The organism is Streptomyces sp. NPDC002536 (assembly GCF_053594995.1).
Window position 1 is genome coordinate 1 of the sequence record NZ_JBSFWU010000030.1, and the last position, 16,977, is coordinate 16,977.

16 protein-coding genes and 1 tRNA gene are annotated in these 16,977 nt (G+C 70.8%); 8 read left to right on the plus strand and 9 right to left on the minus strand.

The window, feature by feature from the left end:
• Window positions 1–94 precede the first annotated feature (94 nt).
• The 4 genes from ACWD4B_RS13875 to ACWD4B_RS13890 form a co-directional block, all read right to left on the minus strand.
• Complete coding sequence (locus ACWD4B_RS13875) at window positions 95–442, minus strand: rhodanese-like domain-containing protein (RefSeq protein WP_451420943.1); 348 nt, start codon at window positions 440–442, stop codon at window positions 95–97.
• Between the two features lie 10 nt (window positions 443–452).
• Complete coding sequence (locus tag ACWD4B_RS13880) at window positions 453–1,253, minus strand: hypothetical protein (RefSeq protein ID WP_451420987.1); 801 nt, start codon at window positions 1,251–1,253, stop codon at window positions 453–455.
• A gap of 70 nt (window positions 1,254–1,323) precedes the next feature.
• Window positions 1,324–2,715, minus strand: coding sequence for a DUF2252 domain-containing protein (locus ACWD4B_RS13885; RefSeq protein ID WP_451420944.1), 1,392 nt, complete (start codon window positions 2,713–2,715; stop codon window positions 1,324–1,326).
• A 97-nt stretch (window positions 2,716–2,812) separates the two neighbouring features.
• Window positions 2,813–3,172 (minus strand): helix-turn-helix domain-containing protein, encoded by a 360-nt coding sequence (locus ACWD4B_RS13890; RefSeq protein ID WP_336410265.1) that lies wholly within the window; start codon window positions 3,170–3,172, stop codon window positions 2,813–2,815.
• A 102-nt stretch (window positions 3,173–3,274) separates the two neighbouring features.
• Between ACWD4B_RS13890 and ACWD4B_RS13895 the strand changes: the two genes are divergently transcribed.
• Window positions 3,275–3,922 carry an FMN-dependent NADH-azoreductase gene (locus ACWD4B_RS13895; RefSeq protein ID WP_451420945.1) on the plus strand — a complete coding sequence of 216 codons (648 nt, stop codon included), beginning with the start codon at window positions 3,275–3,277 and terminating at the stop codon, window positions 3,920–3,922.
• A 115-nt stretch (window positions 3,923–4,037) separates the two neighbouring features.
• A complete protein-coding gene (locus tag ACWD4B_RS13900; RefSeq protein ID WP_451420946.1) occupies window positions 4,038–5,732 on the plus strand; it encodes a proline--tRNA ligase in 1,695 nt (564 codons plus the stop codon).
• Between the two features lie 150 nt (window positions 5,733–5,882).
• On the opposite strand, the gene ACWD4B_RS13905 is transcribed toward ACWD4B_RS13900, so the two are convergent.
• Window positions 5,883–5,966 (minus strand) — tRNA-Leu (locus tag ACWD4B_RS13905).
• 385 nt (window positions 5,967–6,351) lie between these two features.
• Between ACWD4B_RS13905 and ACWD4B_RS13910 the strand changes: the two genes are divergently transcribed.
• The 6 genes from ACWD4B_RS13910 (at window position 6,352) to pknB (ending at window position 14,434) form a co-directional block, all read left to right on the plus strand.
• Window positions 6,352–7,206 carry an FhaA domain-containing protein gene (locus ACWD4B_RS13910; protein ID WP_414168592.1) on the plus strand — a complete coding sequence of 285 codons (855 nt, stop codon included), beginning with the start codon at window positions 6,352–6,354 and terminating at the stop codon, window positions 7,204–7,206.
• Between the two features lie 10 nt (window positions 7,207–7,216).
• Complete coding sequence (locus ACWD4B_RS13915) at window positions 7,217–7,744, plus strand: FHA domain-containing protein FhaB/FipA (RefSeq protein ID WP_451420947.1); 528 nt, start codon at window positions 7,217–7,219, stop codon at window positions 7,742–7,744.
• A 76-nt stretch (window positions 7,745–7,820) separates the two neighbouring features.
• Window positions 7,821–9,320: a Stp1/IreP family PP2C-type Ser/Thr phosphatase gene (locus tag ACWD4B_RS13920; protein WP_451420988.1), complete on the plus strand. Its 1,500-nt coding sequence runs from the start codon at window positions 7,821–7,823 to the stop codon at window positions 9,318–9,320.
• 25 nt (window positions 9,321–9,345) lie between these two features.
• Window positions 9,346–10,785, plus strand: a complete 1,440-nt coding sequence (locus ACWD4B_RS13925; protein ID WP_451420948.1) for an FtsW/RodA/SpoVE family cell cycle protein — start codon at window positions 9,346–9,348, stop codon at window positions 10,783–10,785.
• The gene (locus ACWD4B_RS13930) at window positions 10,782–12,236 is read left to right on the plus strand and encodes a penicillin-binding protein 2 (RefSeq protein ID WP_336410271.1); all 1,455 of its coding nucleotides are present in this window, start codon (window positions 10,782–10,784) and stop codon (window positions 12,234–12,236) included. The genes ACWD4B_RS13925 and ACWD4B_RS13930 overlap by 4 nt, the downstream gene beginning before the upstream one ends.
• A 161-nt stretch (window positions 12,237–12,397) precedes the next feature.
• Window positions 12,398–14,434, plus strand: a complete 2,037-nt coding sequence (gene pknB / locus ACWD4B_RS13935; RefSeq protein WP_451420949.1) for a Stk1 family PASTA domain-containing Ser/Thr kinase — start codon at window positions 12,398–12,400, stop codon at window positions 14,432–14,434.
• Window positions 14,435–14,501: 67 nt separating this feature from the next.
• Here the strand turns inward: pknB and ACWD4B_RS13940 are convergent, their stop codons facing one another.
• From ACWD4B_RS13940 to ACWD4B_RS13955, 4 genes are read right to left on the minus strand one after another with little or no spacing between them, the layout of a single operon-like run.
• The gene (locus tag ACWD4B_RS13940; protein ID WP_451420950.1) at window positions 14,502–15,191 is read right to left on the minus strand and encodes a class E sortase; all 690 of its coding nucleotides are present in this window, start codon (window positions 15,189–15,191) and stop codon (window positions 14,502–14,504) included.
• A gap of 35 nt (window positions 15,192–15,226) precedes the next feature.
• Entirely contained in the window at window positions 15,227–16,132 is a 906-nt protein-coding gene (locus ACWD4B_RS13945; RefSeq protein ID WP_451420951.1) for a class E sortase, read from the minus strand.
• A complete protein-coding gene (locus ACWD4B_RS13950; protein WP_451420952.1) occupies window positions 16,129–16,767 on the minus strand; it encodes an aminodeoxychorismate/anthranilate synthase component II in 639 nt (212 codons plus the stop codon). The genes ACWD4B_RS13945 and ACWD4B_RS13950 overlap by 4 nt, the downstream gene beginning before the upstream one ends.
• Complete coding sequence (locus ACWD4B_RS13955; protein WP_336410275.1) at window positions 16,764–16,973, minus strand: hypothetical protein; 210 nt, start codon at window positions 16,971–16,973, stop codon at window positions 16,764–16,766. Before ACWD4B_RS13955 ends, ACWD4B_RS13950 begins: the two co-directional genes overlap by 4 nt.
• Window positions 16,974–16,977 lie beyond the last annotated feature (4 nt).

Below are 16,977 nucleotides of genomic sequence, written 5' to 3' on the forward strand. Positions count from 1 at the left end.
ACCCCTGGGGTGGTGCGTCGGCTGCAGGCCGTCGGTGGCTGATCGCGCAGTTCCCCGCGCCCCTGACGGGGCGCGAAGATCCGCCGGAGACGCCCTAGATCACGGCGCCGGAGGCCCCCGCACCGTCCACCACAGGGCGGCCCACCGCCGCCCACGCCTGCATGCCGCCGTCCACATTCACCGCGTCGAAGCCCTGCTGCACCAGATAGTTGGTGACCTGCGCGGACCGCCCGCCCGACCGGCAGATGACGTGGATCCTGCCGCCCTCGGGCGCCTTCTCCGTCAGCTCGCCGAACCGCGCCACGAACTCGCTCATCGGCAGGTGCAGCGCGCCCTCGGCATGCCCCGCCTCCCACTCGTCGGCCTCGCGGACATCGAGCAGGAAGTCACCGGCGGACAGGGCGTCGACACCGACCGTGGGCACAGCAGAACCAAAAACCATGTCTCCGACGCTACCCGACCAGCGACGCCAGCCGGGCCTCCCGCTCGGCGATCTGCGCCACCAGGCCGTCGGCGATCTCCGTGAGCAGCCCGTCGGGGTCGTCCGGCGCCATCTTGATCATGGCGCCGATCGCGGAGGCCTCCAGCTCGGCGGCCACCGACGAGAGCATGTCCTTTCGCTGGGCCAGCCACTCCAGCCGGGCGTACAGCTCCTCGCTGCGGCTCGCCCGCCGCTGCCCCGGCACCGGGCCCGCCGCCCACTCCGCGGCCAGCGCGCTCAGCGACGCCTCGTCGCCCTGCGCGTACGCGGCGTTGACGCGGACGAGGAACTCCTCGCGCCGCTGCCGGTCCGCCTCGTCGGCCGCCAGGTCCGGGTGCGCCTTGCGGACCAGCTCGCGGTAGGCCCGGCGCACCTCGTCGCTGGCCCGCACCCGCTTCGGCGGCTGCACGGACTGTCCGGTGAGCATGGCCGTGGCCTCGGGGAAGAGGCCCTCGGAGTCCATCCAGCCGCCGAGCAGCTCCTCCACCCCGGGCAGCGGCTGCGCCAGGGCCCGCGCCTCCCGGGCCCGCCGGGCGTCCTCGGCGCTGCCGCTGCGCGCGGCCACGGCCTCCGCGATCAGTGCCTCCAGCTCGTCGAGACGCGCATACATCGGGCCGAGCCGCTGGTGGTGCAGCCGGGAGAAGTTCTCGACCTCCACACGGAAGGTCTCCACCGCTATCTCGAACTCGATCAGCGCCTGCTCGGCGGCCCGCACGGCCTGGGCCAGCCGCTCCGCCGCGGGGTCCTCGGAAATGTCCGCCTCCGGATTCATCACGCGCCCAGGGTACGAGCACCCCGCCGGGAGCGGGGAACGGTTCCGGCAGCGTAAGGGGCGCCCCGCCCTAAACCCCCGTCTCCGCCGCCATCCGGCCGCCCCGCACCGCGGCGAGCAGCTCCGCGTGGTCCGCCTCCGTGCGGTCCGCGTACCGCACGGCGAAGTCGGCCAGCGCGTCGTCCAGTTGCTCCCCCTTGCCGCAGTAGGCGCCTATGACGAGCGGATCCGCCGTGTGCGCATGGGCCCGCGCCAGCAGGGCGCCGGTCATCCGCCCGTAGTCGTCGAGCTCGCCGGGGGCCAGCGCCGCCGGGTCCACACTCCCCTTGCGGTTGCGGAACCGGCGCACCTGGTACTGCCGGTCCCCGACGGTCGTCCAGCCCAGCAGCACATCGCTGACCACCTGCATCCGCTTCTGCCCGAGCACCACGCGCCGCCCCTCGTGCCCGGTCTCCTCCTGCGGCTGGGCGAAGCCCGCGGCGGCCGCGTACGGCAGGAGGGCCGACGGCCGCGCCTCCTTCACCTGCAGCACCAGGGCCTCGCCACGGTGGTCGAGCAGGAGCACCACGTACGAGCGCAGGCCCACGCTCCCCGTCCCCACCACCCGGAACGCCACGTCCTGCACCGCGTACCGGGCGGGCAGCGGCAGGAGTTCCTCCGGCAGCGTCCGCAGATAGGGACCCAGCGCGCGGGCCACCGCCGCGGCCTCGCCGTCGGGGATCCTGCGCAGCACGGGCGGGGCGTCCACGAAGCGCCGGCCGCCCCTGCCGTCCGGCTCCGTCGACCCGGCCGCGAAGCGGGCGCTCGTGTTGCGCCGGGCCTTGGCCGCGACCTTCTCCAGCGTGCCCAGCAGCTGGTGCGCCTCCGCGTGCGAGACGAGCTCCTCGTCGGTGACGGCGTTCCACGCGTCGGTCACCGGCATCCGCGCCAGCAGCCGCATCGTGCGCCGGTAGGCGCCCACCGCGTCCCGCGCGGCGGCGCGGCAGACGTCCCCGGCCGCGCCCGCCTCCCGGCCGGCCAGCACGAGCGAGGCGGCGAGCCGCTTCACGTCCCACTCCCACGGGCCGTACAGGGTTTCGTCGAAGTCGTCGATATCGATGACCAGTTCACCGCGGGCATCGCCGTAGAGGCCGAAGTTGGCGGCGTGCGCATCGCCGCACAGCTGCACGCCGGTCCCGGTGACGGGCGTGCCCGCCAGGTCGTGCCCCATGAGCCCGGCCGAACCGCGCAGGAACGCGAAGGGGGAGGCCGCCATGCGGCCGACCCTGATCGGCGTCAGCTCCGGCAGCCGCCCGGCATTCGACGCCTCGACCGCCTCCACGGCCCCGGGCCGCCCGGGCGCAGGTCTCCAGTGGGCATGCGCCGAGCGCGGCACGCGCTCCCGCAGTGCCCTTCCCTCGGCCTTGCCGCCCACACCTTCGGCAGGCCTGGCGAACCCCGGTACGTACGGCAGTCGTGACATCGCAGCACTCCCCCGGCCGGAAGACGTCAACTGCCCCCGACCGTACCGCCGTCCACCGACAACACCCCCTGACCGGCGCGGACGTCCTCAGTGAAACTCAGCGAAACTGCTCGGGGCAGCCGCCGCCGCCCTCGAGGTGCTGCTCGGCCCACCGGCCCAGCTCCTTGAGCGCGGGCTCCAGCGCCTTGCCCGCCTCGGTCAGCCGGTAGGCGACCCGCAGCGGGGGGCCGGCGTCCACCTCGCGCAGCAGCAGGCCCGCGGCGGCCAGCTCGGTGAGCCGGTCCGAGAGCATGCGCTCGCTGATGCCCGGAATGGCGCGCCGCAGGTCGGCGAAGTATGCGGGCCCCGCCAGCAGCGTGGCCACGACCAGACCCGTCCAGCGCTTGCCGAAGAGCCCGAAGACACGCGTCATGCCCTCGCCGACGCTCTTGCACGCCTGCTCACCGTGATCCGCCATGTTCCCAGGGTACCCCCCTGCCGTAGGTAGCTGCAGAAAAGTAAGCTCCTGTGCTATCAATAGTTCCGTACGGAACTTCACCTCATCATTCCGGAGCTTCCCATGGCCACCCTGCTGATCCTCGACTCCTCCGCCCTCCCCCAGGGCTCCGCCTCGCGCGATGTCACGGCCACCTTCCGCAAGGCCTGGGAGGAGCAGCACCCCGAGGGCACGGTCGTCCACCGCGACCTCGCCGCGAACCCGCTGCCGCACATCACCGCGGCCGGCATCACCGCCCAGTACACCGGCCCCGCCGAGCGCACCGAGGAGCAGCGGGCCGCCTTCGCCCTGCGCGAGGAGCTGGCCGCAGAGCTGGAGGCCGCGGACGCAGTGCTCATCGGCGCCCCGATGTACAACTTCACGATTCCCTCCAGCCTCAAGGCCTGGGTGGACCAGGTGCTCATCATGGGCCGCACGGCCGGCGAGAACTCCTCGGTCGCCGGCAAGCCGGCCATCGTCGTCGCCAGCCGCGGCGGCTCCTACGCGCCGGGCACCCCGCGCGACGGCTTCGATTTCGCGGCCACGTACATGGAGAAGGTGCTCAACGGCGCGTTCGGCCTGGAGGTCGACGTCATCACCCCCGAGCTCACCCTGGCCCGCTCCGTCCCCGCGATGGCCGACCTGGTCGGCAAGTCGGACGCCTCCCGCACCGAGGCCCACGAGCAGGCCGCCGCCAAGGCCAAGGCCCTGGCCGCCCGCCTCGCCGCCTGACCGGCACTCTCACCTGCGCCAGGGGGCGCCCGGGAATTCCGGGCGCCCCCTGCTGCTGCGCGGATACCCTCGTCGGCAATCCGTACAAAGCTCTCAGCCCACGCAGGAGTTCCCCATGCCCGAGGTCCAGCGCATGTCCCGAATGATGATCAAGACACTGCGCGACGACCCGGCGGACGCCGAGACGCTCAGCCACCGGCTGCTCGTCCGCGCCGGCTACGTCCGCCGCACCTCCGCGGGCGTCTGGTCCTGGCTGCCGCTCGGCAAGCGGGTGCTGGACAACGTCGCACGCGTGGTGCGCGAGGAGATGGACGCCATCGGCGCCCAGGAGGTCCTCCTCCCGGCCCTCCTGCCCAAGGAGCCCTACGAGATCACCGGGCGCTGGGAGGAGTACGGCGACGAGCTCTTCCGCCTCAAGGACCGCAAGGGCGCCGACCACCTCCTCGGCCCGACCCACGAGGAGATCTTCACCCTGCTGGTGAAGGACCAGTGCACGTCCTACAAGGACCTGCCGGTGATGCTCTACCAGATCCAGACCAAGTACCGGGACGAGGCGCGGCCCCGCGCCGGCGTGCTGCGCGGCCGCGAGTTCCAGATGAAGGACTCGTACTCCTTCGACATCTCGGACGAGGGCCTGGCGGAGTCCTACCGGCTGCACCGCGCGGCGTACCGGCGCATCTTCGAGCGCCTCGGCCTGGAGCACCGCATCGTCTCCGCCGTCTCCGGCGCCATGGGCGGCTCGGCCTCCGAGGAGTTCCTCGCCCCGGCCGCCGCCGGCGAGGACACCTTCGTCCACTGCCCGCAGTGCGACTACGCCGCCAACACCGAGGCCGTGACCCACCCCTTGCGGCCCGCCGACGGCAGCGGACACCCCGCGCCCGAGGAGCTGGACACCCCGGACACCCCCACCATCGAGACCCTGGCCGCCCACCTCGGCGTCCCGGCCTCCGCGACGCTGAAGAACCTCCTGGTGAAGGTGGACGGCGAGATCACGGCCGTCGGCGTCCCCGGCGACCGCGAGGTCGACCTGGGCAAGCTGGCCGACCACCTCGCCCCGGCCGCCGTCGAACTCGTCACCGCCGACGACTTCACCGGCCGCCCCGACCTCGTCCGCGGCTATGTGGGACCGCAGGGCCTGCAGGGCGTCCGCTACCTCGCCGACCCCCGTATCGCCCCCGGCACCTCCTGGATCACCGGTGCCAACAAGCCCGGCACACACGCCCGGAACGTCGTCTGCGGCCGGGACTTCGAGGTCGACGAGTACCTCGACGTGGTCGTCGTCGAGGCCGGCGACCCGTGCCCGTCCTGCGGCACGGGCCTGGAGCTCGGCCGGGCCATCGAGATCGGCCACATCTTCCAGCTCGGCCGCAAGTACGCCGACGCCTTCCAGCTCGACGTCCTGGGCCCGCAGGGCAAGCCGGTGCGGGTGACCATGGGCTCGTACGGCATCGGCGTCTCGCGCGCGGTGGCCGCCCTGGCCGAGCAGACCGCGGACGAACGGGGCCTGTGCTGGCCCGCCGAGGTCGCCCCGGCGGACGTGCACGTCGTCGCCGCGGGCAAGGCCCTGCAGACCGAACTGGCCCTGGAGGTCGCCGCCAAGCTGGCCGCCGTCGGCGTCCGCGTCATCGTCGACGACCGGGCCGGGGTCTCGCCGGGCGTGAAGTTCACCGACGCCGAACTCATCGGCGTCCCCCGGATCCTGGTCGCCGGCCGCCGCTCCGCCGAGGGCGTCCTCGAGTTGAAGGACCGCCGCACCGGCGACCGCGAGGAGCTCACCGCCGACGAGGCGATCGCCCGCCTCACGGCCTGACGGCAACGCACCGCAGCAGGACGGTTCCGCACCGTCCTGCTGCGGGGGACCCGCCCCTGAGACGCTCCTCACACCTGCGGCACGGGAGAAGGGCAGGAGAAGGGCATACGAAAACGGGCCGCATCTTGACGATGCGGCCCGTTCTCACTGTGCGCGAGGGGGGAGTTGAACCCCCACGCCCTTTCGGGCACTGGAACCTGAATCCAGCGCGTCTGCCTATTCCGCCACCCGCGCATGGGTGCGTCTTCCTGCTTCCCGCTCCGTTCCCGAACCTTTCGGCTCGTTTCCGTCGCGCTCGCCTTCCGACATCGAGAACATTAGCACGTCGTTCGGGGTCCCTTCACACGCCTGGCCTCCGCCCCCGGGCCCCGGGCCGGGGCCCGGGGGCGGAGCGGGGACCGCTCCGGTTGCGGGACACTGGCTCGTAGGCGCCTCTACGATCCGTGTGAGGACGAGCGGAAGGACGGAGCCGCCGCAGGAAGGCGACACTCGTCACTCCTGGCGCCGAAGGGGAACCGGCCGTTTCCCCGACGCGTGGATACGATCAGTAAGCAGTATCAGGAACGACACTGAGCCGACGACGGGCATCACAGACGTCACTGAGGGAAGGAGGTGCCCCGTGGGAGTACTGAAGCGCTTCGAGCAGCGACTCGAGGGTCTCGTGAACGGCACCTTCGCCAAGGTGTTCAAGTCCGAGGTCCAGCCGGTCGAGATCGCGGGCGCACTCCAGCGGGAGTGCGACAACAACGCCACCATCTGGAACCGCGACCGCACGGTCGTGCCCAACGACTTCATCGTCGAGCTGAGCGCCCCGGACTTCGAGCGCCTCAGCCCGTACTCCGGCCAGCTCGGCGACGAACTGGCAGGCATGGTCCGCGACTATGCCAAGCAGCAGCGGTACACCTTCATGGGGACCATCAAGGTCCACCTGGAGAAGGCCGACGACCTCGACACCGGTCTGTACCGGGTGCGCAGCCGCACGCTCGCGTCCAGCGAGTCCCAGGACCCGCACGGCGCACAGCAGCGCGCTGCCGCCCCGTACGCATCCGGTGGCGCGGTCACCCACGGCGGCGGCGGATACCCGGCGGCGCGTCCGCCGGCCGGTGCGCCGCCCATGCCCGCGTCCCCGCCCCCCGGCGGCCGGCCCCTGCCCCGCGCGGGCGCAGCGGTCCCCGGCCCGGCGCAGGGCACGCAGACGCGGCGCTGGATCGAGATCAACGGCACCCGCCACCAGATCTCGCGGTCCACCCTCGTGCTGGGCCGCAGTACCGAGGCGGACGTACGCATCGACGACCCCGGCGTCTCCCGCCGGCACTGCGAAATCCGGGTCGGCACCCCCGCCACCATCGAGGACCTGGGGTCGACCAACGGGATCGTGGTGGACGGGCAGCACACCACGCGCGCTACGCTCCGCGACGGCTCGCGCATCGTCGTGGGCAGCACCACCATCGTTTATCGGCAAGCCGAAGGGTGAAGCGGGGGCAATGTCAGAGCTGACCCTCACGGTCATGCGGTTGGGTTTCCTCGCCGTACTGTGGCTGTTCGTCATCGTGGCCGTACAGGTCATCCGCAGCGATCTCTTCGGCACCCGCGTGACCCAGCGCGGCTCGCGCCGCGGCGACACCGGCCGGCAGCAGCGCGCCGCGCAGCAGGCCGCGCCGCCGCAGCAGCCCCGGCAGCAGTCCGGCGGCCGGCGTGCCGAGCGCGGCCGCCGCGGTGCCCCCACCAAGCTGGTCGTCTCCGAGGGGTCGCTCACCGGCACCACGGTGGCCCTCCAGGGCCAGACGATCTCCCTCGGCCGCGCCCACGACTCCACGATCGTGCTGGACGACGACTACGCGTCCAGCCGGCATGCCAGGATCTACCCCGACCGCGACGGCCAGTGGATCGTCGAGGACCTGGGATCGACCAACGGCACCTATCTCGACCGGACCAGGCTGACCACCCCGACCCCGATCCCGCTCGGTGCGCCGATCCGTATCGGCAAGACCGTCATCGAGCTGCGGAAGTAGTTAGGACCATGACGACCGGAGGGTGGGCAGCGTGGCTGGAAAGGGGCTGTACCCGGAGCCGACGGGCGAGGTGCGCATGAGTCTGTCACTGCGTTTCGCCGCCGGATCGCACAAGGGCATGATCCGCGAGGGCAACGAGGACTCCGGTTACGCCGGCCCCCGGCTGCTCGCCATCGCCGACGGCATGGGCGGCCAGGCCGCCGGTGAGGTCGCCTCCTCCGAGGTGATCTCCACGCTCGTCACGCTCGACGACGACATCCCCGGCTCCGACATCCTCACCTCCCTGGGCAGCGCCGTGCAGCGCGCCAACGACCAGCTGCGCCTCATGGTCGAGGAGGACCCCCAGCTGGAGGGCATGGGCACCACGCTCACCGCCCTGCTGTGGACGGGCCAGCGCCTCGGCCTGGTGCACGTCGGCGACTCGCGCGCGTACCTGCTGCGCGACGGCGTGCTCACGCAGATCACCCAGGACCACACCTGGGTGCAGCGCCTGGTCGACGAGGGCCGGATCACCGAGGAGGAGGCCACCACGCACCCGCAGCGCTCGCTGCTGATGCGTGCGCTCGGCAGCGGCGAGCACGTGGAGCCCGACCTCTCGATCCGCGAGGTGCGCGCCGGCGACCGCTACCTGATCTGTTCCGACGGCCTCTCCGGGGTCGTCAGCCACCAGACGATGGAAGAGACCCTGGCCAGCTACCAGGGTCCGCACGAGACCGTCGAGGAGCTGATCCGCCTCGCCCTGCGCGGCGGCGGCCCGGACAACATCACCGTCATCATCGCCGACGTCCTCGACATGGACGGCGGGGACACCCTGGCGCAGCAGATCAGCGACACCCCGGTGATCGTCGGTGCGGTCGCCGAGAACCAGCTGCACTTCAACGACGCCGGTGCCATGCAGACCCCGGCCGGCCGCGCCTCCGAGCTCGGCCGCTCGGGCCGGCCCGTCCCCCCGCAGGAGGGCGGCTTCGGCCCGCCCGGCAGCGGCGACCCGGCTCTCGGGGCCGCTCCGGAAGGGGAGTTCGGCGCCTTCCTCGACGAGGACGAGGAGTACGTCAAGCCCGTCCGCCGCGGCAAGTGGCTCAAGCGGTCGCTGATCCTGACGGTCTGTCTCGGCGTCGTCGCCGGCGGCCTCTACGCCGGCTGGCAGTGGACGCAGTCGCAGTACTACGTGGGTGCCAAGGACAACGACCACGTCGCCGTCTACCAGGGCATCAACCAGGACCTGGCCTGGGTCAGCCTCAGCAAGCTGTACCAGGACCACCCGGAGATCGAACTCAAGTACCTCCCGGTCGACCAGCGCAGCCGCGTCGTGGACACCATCACGGTCGGCAGCCGCAGCCAGGCCGAGGCGAAGGCCAAGGAGCTCGGCACGCTCGCCGGCGCCTGCAAGAAGGAGGACGAGCGCCGCAAGGCGGAGGCCCAGCGCCGGGAGAACGAGAAGCAGAACCCGAACCAGGCCGACAAGCCCGGAGAGCCGAAGCCGAACGCCACGCCGTCCTCTCCGGCCGCCGACCCGGCCCCCACCCTCACCGAGGACGAGCAGAAGTTGGTCCCGCAGTGCAGCAACACCCAGTAGTGAAGCGGTAAGGGGCCAACCAGTCATGTCAGCCACGTCACCGCTGCCGAACGCCACGGTCACGACGACGATCAGCACCGTGGGGCTGCCCAGCAGGCGCAACACCGAACTCGCCCTGCTGGTCTTCGCCGTGCTCATCCCGTGCTTCGCCTACGCCAACGTGGGCCTGGCCATGGACGGCGAGATGCCCTCCGGGATGCTCGGCTACAGCCTCGGCCTCGGTCTGATGGCGGGCGTCGCGCACCTGGCGGTGCGCAAGTTCGCCCGCTACGCGGACCCGCTGCTGCTGCCGCTGGCCACGCTCCTCAACGGGCTGGGCCTGGTGCTGATCTGGCGGCTCGACCAGTCGCCGCGGCTCATCCAGCGCGCCAAGAGCGCCTTCGGCTCCTTCCAGCCGGACGCCCCGAAGCAGCTGCTGTACACCGCGCTGGGCATCGCGCTCTTCATCGGCGTCCTGATGCTGCTCAAGGACCACCGGATCCTGCAGCGCTACACCTACATCTCCATGGCGGTGGCGCTGTTCCTGCTGGTCCTCCCGATGTTCTTCCCGGCGGTGAACGGCGCCAAGATCTGGATCTCCATCCCGGGCCTGGGCACCATCCAGCCCGGCGAGTTCGCCAAGCTCGTCATCGCGGTGTTCTTCTCCGGCTTCCTGATGGTCAAGCGCGACGCCCTGGCCCTGGCCAGCCGCCGCTTCATGGGCATGTACCTGCCGCGCGGCCGTGACCTCGGCCCGATCCTCGCGGTCTGGGCGGTGTCCATCCTGATCCTGGTCTTCGAGACGGACCTGGGCACCTCGCTGCTGTTCTTCGGCCTGTTCGTCGTCATGCTCTACGTGGCGACCGAGCGCACCAGCTGGATCGTCTTCGGTCTGCTGATGTCCGCGGTCGGTGCGGTCGGCGTGGCCACCTTCGAGTCCCACGTCCAGAAGCGCGTCAACGCCTGGCTCGACCCGTTCGCCTGCTACAAGACGGACCCGAGCGGCGCCTGCCAGCAGATCGGCGACGCCGTCATGTCGTTCGGCTCCGGCGGCACCCTGGGCTCCGGCCTCGGGCAGGGCAACTCCGACCTCATCGGGTTCGCCGCCAACGCCGACTTCATCCTCTCCACCGTCGGCGAGGAGCTCGGCCTGGCCGGGATGATGGCCCTGCTGCTGCTCTACGGCCTGATCGTGGAGCGCGGCGTGCGCACCGCGCTCGCCGCCCGCGACCCCTTCGGCAAGCTCCTCGCGGTCGGCCTGTCCGGTGCCTTCGCACTGCAGGTGTTCGTCGTCGCCGGCGGTGTGATGGGCCTCATCCCGCTGACCGGCATGACCATGCCGTTCCTGGCGGCCGGCGGTTCGTCGATCATCGCCAACTGGGCCCTGATCGGCATCCTGATCCGGATCAGCGACACCGCGCGCCGCCCCGCCCCTTCCCCCGCCTCGTCCCCCGACGCCGAGATGACCCAGGTGGTCCGCCCGTGAACAAGCCCGTGCGCCGGATCGCAATCTTCTGCGGTCTCCTCGTCCTCGCACTGATGATCCGCGACAACTGGATCCAGTTCGTCCAGGCCGACGAGCTCAAGACCAACAAACACAACCACCGTGTCGACATCGCCCGTTACAGCCAGCCGCGCGGCAACATCATCGTCGACGGCGATGCCGTGACCGGCTCCACGGAGACCGGCGGCATCGACTACAAGTACAAGCGCACCTACAAGAACGGCGAGATGTGGGCCCCGGTCACGGGCTACTCCTCGCAGGTCTTCGACTCCAACCAGCTGGAGAAGCTCGAGGACAAGGTGCTCACCGGCGACGACGACCGGCTGTTCTTCAACCGCACGGTCGACATGATCACCGGCAAGGGCAAGAAGGGCGGCGACGTGATCACCACGCTCAACGCCCAGGCGCAGGAGGCCGCGTTCAAGGGCCTCGGCGACAAGAAGGGCGCCGTCGCCGCCCTCGACCCGCGCACCGGCAAGATCCTGGCGCTGGCCTCCACCCCGTCGTACGACCCCTCGACGATCGCCGGGGCCAACGACTCCAAGGCGTGGACGTCGCTGCAGAACGACAAGAACCAGCCCATGCTCAACCGGGCGCTCAAGCAGACCTACCCGCCGGGCTCCACGTTCAAGGTCGTCACCGCCGCCGCCGCGCTGCAGAACGGCCTCTACACCGACCCGGACGCCAAGACCGACTCGCCGCTGCCGTGGGTCCTGCCGGACACCGCGGGCGTCCAGCTGAGCAACGAGGGCAACATCCCCTGCCAGAACGCCTCGCTGCGGGACGCCCTCAAGTACTCCTGCAACACGGTCTTCGGCAAGATAAGCGCGGACCTGGGCAACCAGAAGATGATGGACGAGGCCCAGAAGTTCGGCTTCAACAACACCATCGACACGCCCGTGCGCGCCGTGAAGAGCGTCTACCCCAAGGACAACCGTCCGCAGAACGCCATGGCGGGCATCGGCCAGGCCTCCAACCGCGCCACCCCGCTGCAGATGGCCATGGTCGCCTCCGCGGTCGCCAACAACGGCAAGCTCATGGAGCCGTACATGGTCGACAAGCTGCGCGCGCCCAACCTCAACGTCATCGAGCAGCACAAGCCCAAGGAGATGAGCCAGCCGCTCTCCGCCGCCAACGCCCAGAAGCTGCAGAGCATGATGGAGACGGTGGTCCAGAACGGCACCGGAACCGCGGCCCAGATCGACGGCGTCAAGGTCGGTGGCAAGACCGGTACGGCTCAGCACGGCGTCGACAACAGCGGCAACCCCTACGCGTGGTTCATCTCCTACGCGAAGACCGACAACGGTTCGCCGGTCGCCGTCGCCGTGGTGATCGAGGGCTCGGACACCACGCGTGACGACATCGCCGGCGGCAAGCTCGCCGCACCCATCGCCAAGAGCGTCATGGAGGCGGTGCTCAAGACGGAGAAGTGAGCCCGCACGCCTGGACGGCGCCCGGGCCGCAGGTCGGTACCGGTCGTGTATCGGGTGACGGTGGCGGCCGGAAGGGGCTCGGTGCGCCGGGTACGGTATGCCCGGACAGCACACCGCCGGACCCACACCGGTGCGGTCAGGAAAACGGAAGGGCTGGAGCTATGGAAGAGCCGCGTCGCCTCGGCGGCCGGTACGAGCTGGGCTCGGTGCTCGGCCGTGGTGGCATGGCCGAGGTGTACCTCGCCCACGACACCCGGCTCGGCCGCACCGTCGCCGTGAAGACGCTGCGCGCCGACCTGGCCCGCGATCCGTCCTTCCAGGCCCGGTTCCGCCGTGAGGCGCAGTCGGCCGCCTCGCTCAACCACCCGTCGATCGTCGCCGTCTACGACACCGGCGAGGACTACGTGGACGGGGTCTCGATCCCGTACATCGTCATGGAGTACGTGGACGGGTCCACGCTCCGCGAGCTGCTGCACTCCGGGCGCAAACTGCTGCCCGAGCGCTCGATGGAGATGACCATCGGCGTGCTGCAGGCGCTGGAGTACTCGCACCGCGCCGGCATCGTCCACCGGGACATCAAGCCCGCCAACGTCATGCTGACCCGCAACGGCCAGGTCAAGGTCATGGACTTCGGCATCGCCCGCGCGATGGGCGACGCCGGCATGACCATGACGCAGACCGCGGCCGTCATCGGCACCGCCCAGTACCTCTCGCCCGAGCAGGCCAAGGGCGAGCAGGTCGACGCGCGGTCCGACCTCTACTCGACGGGCTGCCTGCTCTACGAACTGCTCACGGTCCGGCCGCCGTTCGTCGGCGACTCCCCCGTGGCCGTCGCCTACCAGCACGTGCGGGAGGAGCCGAACCCGCCGAGCACCTACGACCCCGAGATCGCACCCGAGGTCGACGCCATCGTCCTCAAGGCGCTGACCAAGGACCCGGACTACCGCTACCAGTCCGCCGACGAGATGCGGGCCGACATCGAGGCGTGCCTGGAGGGCCAGCCCGTGGCGGCCACCGCCTCCCTCGGCGCGCTGGGCGTCGGCGCGGGCGGCTACGGCGACGAGCAGCCGACCACCATGCTGCGCCCGCAGGACCACGGCGCCGGCCAGACGTCCATGCTGCCGCCCGTGAGCGACCACGGCGGGGGCTACGGCGGCTACGACGACGGCTCCGGCCGCGGCGGGCGCCGGGGCGGCGGCAAGAAGAGCAACCTGTCGACGATCCTGCTGGTCGCCGCGGGCATCCTGGTGCTCGTCGGCGCCATCTTCATCGGCAAGTCGCTCTTCAGCGGCAGCGCGAACAACGGCCAGGTCACGGTGCCCACCCTGGTCGGCCAGACGCTGGCGGACGCCCAGAAGATGGGCGACAACGGGGACTTCAAGGTCGTCCAGGGCGAGGCGAAGTTCTGCGACCAGCCCAAGGACAAGATCTGCGAGCAGAACCCGCAGGCCGGCGCCAAGGTGGACAAGGGCAGCGAGGTCAAGGTCGTGGTGTCCAAGGGCGCGGAGAAGATCTCCGTCCCGGACGTGCTGGGCGCGAGCTTCGACGAGGCCAAGTCCACGCTCGAGGACAAGGGCTTCACGGTCAAGCAGAAGCAGCAGGAGTCCGACCGGACGCCGAACACCGTCCTCGCCCAGGACCCGAAGGCCGGCACCAAGGCGGACAAGGGCGCGGAGATCACGCTGACGGTCGCCTCGCAGGCGACGTCCAAGACCGTGCCGTCCGTGGTGGGCTCGCAGTTCGACGCGGCCAAGAAGCAGCTCACCGACCTCGGTTTCACGGTGACCCGCGAGGACGAGGACTCGACCCAGCCCGCCGGCACGGTCGACCGCCAGAGCCCCGAGGGCAACACCTCGGCGAAGCCGGGCTCCACGGTGACGCTCTTCGTCTCGAAGGGTGCGGCGCAGAAGACCGCGGTGCCCAACGTCGTCGGCCAGAAGCTCAAGGACGCCAAGAAGCAGCTGACGGACGCGGGCCTCGCGGTCGGCAGCATCTCCGGCCCGCAGGACGACAACGCCATCGTCGTCCTCGCCCAGCCCGGCGTCGGCACCCAGGCCGACAAGAACACGCCCGTCAACCTGACCACGGCGGGCACCGGCCAGCCCGGCGGCGACAACTCCACGGGCCAGCCCGGGAACCAGAACGGCGGCCAGGACGGCGGCTTCTTCGGCGGCCTGATCGGCGGCCGGAAGCACTGACGCAACACCAGAGCCCCGGCGCCCTCTCCTGAAGGAGGGCACCGGGGCTCTGTGCTGCCCGCTGCGGCTAGCGCAGCTCCCCGGGCAGGGTGCGCTTGGCGTCGACCTTCTCCGTGCGCTCCAGCTGCGCCCAGACGACGTAGCGGTAGTCCGAGGTGTAGACGGGCGTGCAGGTCGTCAGCGTGATGTAGCGGCCCGGCTTCGTCCTCCCGGACTGCTTGGGGACGAAGTCCAGCACGCCGGTGTTGAACCGGGAGGTCTGCGTCAGCTCCGCGAAGACCTTGTAGACGTACCAGGTGTCGCGCGTCTCGAAGACGACTGCGTCACCATTCTTGATCTTGTCGATGTTGTGGAACTTCGCCCCGTGCCCGTCCCGGTGCGCGGCGAGGGCGAAGTTGCCCTCCTTGTCCCACGGCATCCCGGACTTCACCGGGTCCTCGTAGTAGCCGGCGACGCCCTCGTTGAGGACGTCGGTGCCGGTGCCCTGCTTGACCAGCACCTCGCCGTTGCGCATGGCCGGGACGTGCAGGAAGCCGATGCCGTCCTTGGTGTCGAGCGCACCCGGTCCGGCGGGCTGGCGGGCCCAGTGGTCGCGCACCTGGCTGCCCTGGCGCTTGGACTCGCGGTCGGCGAGCACGTTCGTCCACCAGAGGGAGTAGACGACGAAGAGCGCCATGATCACTCCCGCGGTGATCAGCAGCTCCCCCACGACGCTGACGGCGGCGGCGATGCGCCCTCGTATCCGGGTCCCTGCCACCGCGTTCGTACCCCGCTTCGCTGATCCTGCGTGTCTCACTCGACGAGCGCGTCCGGCTTGCCCTTGCTCCGGGGCCGCTCGTCGACCATCTTGCCCCACACGATCAGCCGGTACGTACTGGTGAACTCGGGGGTGCAGGTGGTCAGTGTGATGTAGCGGCCGGGCCGGGTGAAGCCGGATCCGGCCGGAACGGGGTCGATGACCCGCACGTTCGCCGGGGACGTCTGGTCCAGGCGGCTCGTCATCTCATACGTGTAGAACGTGCTCCGGGTCTCCACAACGATCTTGTCGCCGGGCTTCAGCCGGTTGACGTAACGGAACGGCTCGCCATGGGTGTTGCGGTGACCTGCCAGTGCGAAGTTGCCCTGCCGGTCCCACGGCATGGCGGTCTTCAGCGAGCCCTCGGCGTAGTGCCCGACCATGCCCTTGTCGAGGATCTTGTGCTTGTCGATGCCCTGGGCGATGGGGGCCTTCACATCCAGCGCGGGGATGTAGACGATCGCGAAGCCCTCGCCCGGGGAGAAGGCCCCGGCGTCCCGGTCCGCGCCGCCGCCCTTGTCCCAGGTGTGCTGGAGGGACTTGGCGGCCCCACCGGCCTGGTTGTGGGCGATGACGTTCGTCCACCACAGCTGGTAGGCGACGAACAGCAGCATCACCACGCCGAGGGTGATGAACACTTCGCCCAGCAGGCGGCTCAGGAACACGCCCGCGCTCTCCCGGCGCGCCCGCGCGGCACCGCGTTTCGCGGCCTTGCGCCGCTCCGCGCGCCCGCCGGCCGGCTGCGCCGGTTCGACCCGGCGCAGCTCCATGGTGGCGTTGTCCTCCGGCGGCAGCGGAGGGAAGGCGGCAGCGCGCGCCTCGGGGTCGTAGGAGCCGTAGTGCGTCGTGGTCGGATTCGTCGGCGCCGGCCAGGCGTCCCGCTCAGGCCGGAGCGTGGTCACGCCCCGGCCTTGCCCACCACCGGAGCGAGCCCGGCGGACCGCTCCACCGCTCCCGTGTCGCCGCACTCGGCAAGCCAGTTGGCGAGCATCCGGTGCCCCCACTCGGTGAGCACCGACTCGGGGTGGAACTGCACGCCCTCGACCGGCAGATCACGGTGGCGCAGGCCCATCACGATGCCCGTATCCGTCCAGGCGGTGATCTCCAGCTCGTCCGGCCAGCCGTCCCGCTCGACCGCGAGGGAGTGGTAGCGGGTGGCCGTGAACGGCGAGGGCAGGCCCTGGAAGACGCCGACGCCCTCGTGGGTCACCAGGGAGGTCTTGCCGTGCAGCAGCTCGGGGGCGCGGTCGACGACTCCGCCGTAGGCGGCGGCCATCGACTGCATGCCCAGGCACACGCCGAAGACCGGGACGTTCGTCGTGGCGCAGTGGCGGACCATGTCGATGCAGACACCGGCCTGTTCGGGCGCACCGGGCCCGGGCGAGAGCAGGACGCCGTCGAACCCGTCCTGTGCATGGGCCGGCTCGACCTCGTCGTTGCGCCGCACCTCGCACTCGGCACCGAGCTGGTAGAGGTACTGGACGAGGTTGAAGACGAAGCTGTCGTAGTTGTCCACGACGAGGATGCGCGCGCTCACAGTGCCACCGCCATTCCGCCGCCGGGCACTGTCGCACCGGCCGGCATACCGTTGTCGACCGTCACGTCGTTGAACGGCAGCAGCGGTTCCGCCCAGGGGAAGACGTACTGGAAGAGGGCGTAGACGATCGCCAGCACGAGCACGAGCGAGATCAGCGCCTTCACCCATGCGTTGCCCGGCAGGTGACGCCAGATGAACGCGTACATGCTG

Excerpts from the sequence above, each read along its gene's own strand:
- ACWD4B_RS13920 (WP_451420988.1), top strand. The coding sequence starts at position 7,821 with ATGAGTCTGTCACTGCGTTTCGCCGCCGGATCGCACAAGGGCATGATC.
- ACWD4B_RS13915 (WP_451420947.1), top strand. The coding sequence starts at position 7,217 with ATGTCAGAGCTGACCCTCACGGTCATGCGGTTGGGTTTCCTCGCCGTA.
- ACWD4B_RS13880 (WP_451420987.1), bottom strand. The coding sequence starts at position 1,253 with ATGAATCCGGAGGCGGACATTTCCGAGGACCCCGCGGCGGAGCGGCTG.
- ACWD4B_RS13890 (WP_336410265.1), bottom strand. The coding sequence starts at position 3,172 with ATGGCGGATCACGGTGAGCAGGCGTGCAAGAGCGTCGGCGAGGGCATG.
- ACWD4B_RS13885 (WP_451420944.1), bottom strand. The coding sequence starts at position 2,715 with ATGTCACGACTGCCGTACGTACCGGGGTTCGCCAGGCCTGCCGAAGGT.
- ACWD4B_RS13875 (WP_451420943.1), bottom strand. The coding sequence starts at position 442 with ATGGTTTTTGGTTCTGCTGTGCCCACGGTCGGTGTCGACGCCCTGTCC.
- ACWD4B_RS13895 (WP_451420945.1), top strand. The coding sequence starts at position 3,275 with ATGGCCACCCTGCTGATCCTCGACTCCTCCGCCCTCCCCCAGGGCTCC.
- pknB (WP_451420949.1), top strand. The coding sequence starts at position 12,398 with ATGGAAGAGCCGCGTCGCCTCGGCGGCCGGTACGAGCTGGGCTCGGTG.
- ACWD4B_RS13925 (WP_451420948.1), top strand. The coding sequence starts at position 9,346 with ATGTCAGCCACGTCACCGCTGCCGAACGCCACGGTCACGACGACGATC.
- ACWD4B_RS13900 (WP_451420946.1), top strand. The coding sequence starts at position 4,038 with ATGCCCGAGGTCCAGCGCATGTCCCGAATGATGATCAAGACACTGCGC.
- ACWD4B_RS13955 (WP_336410275.1), bottom strand. The coding sequence starts at position 16,973 with ATGTACGCGTTCATCTGGCGTCACCTGCCGGGCAACGCATGGGTGAAG.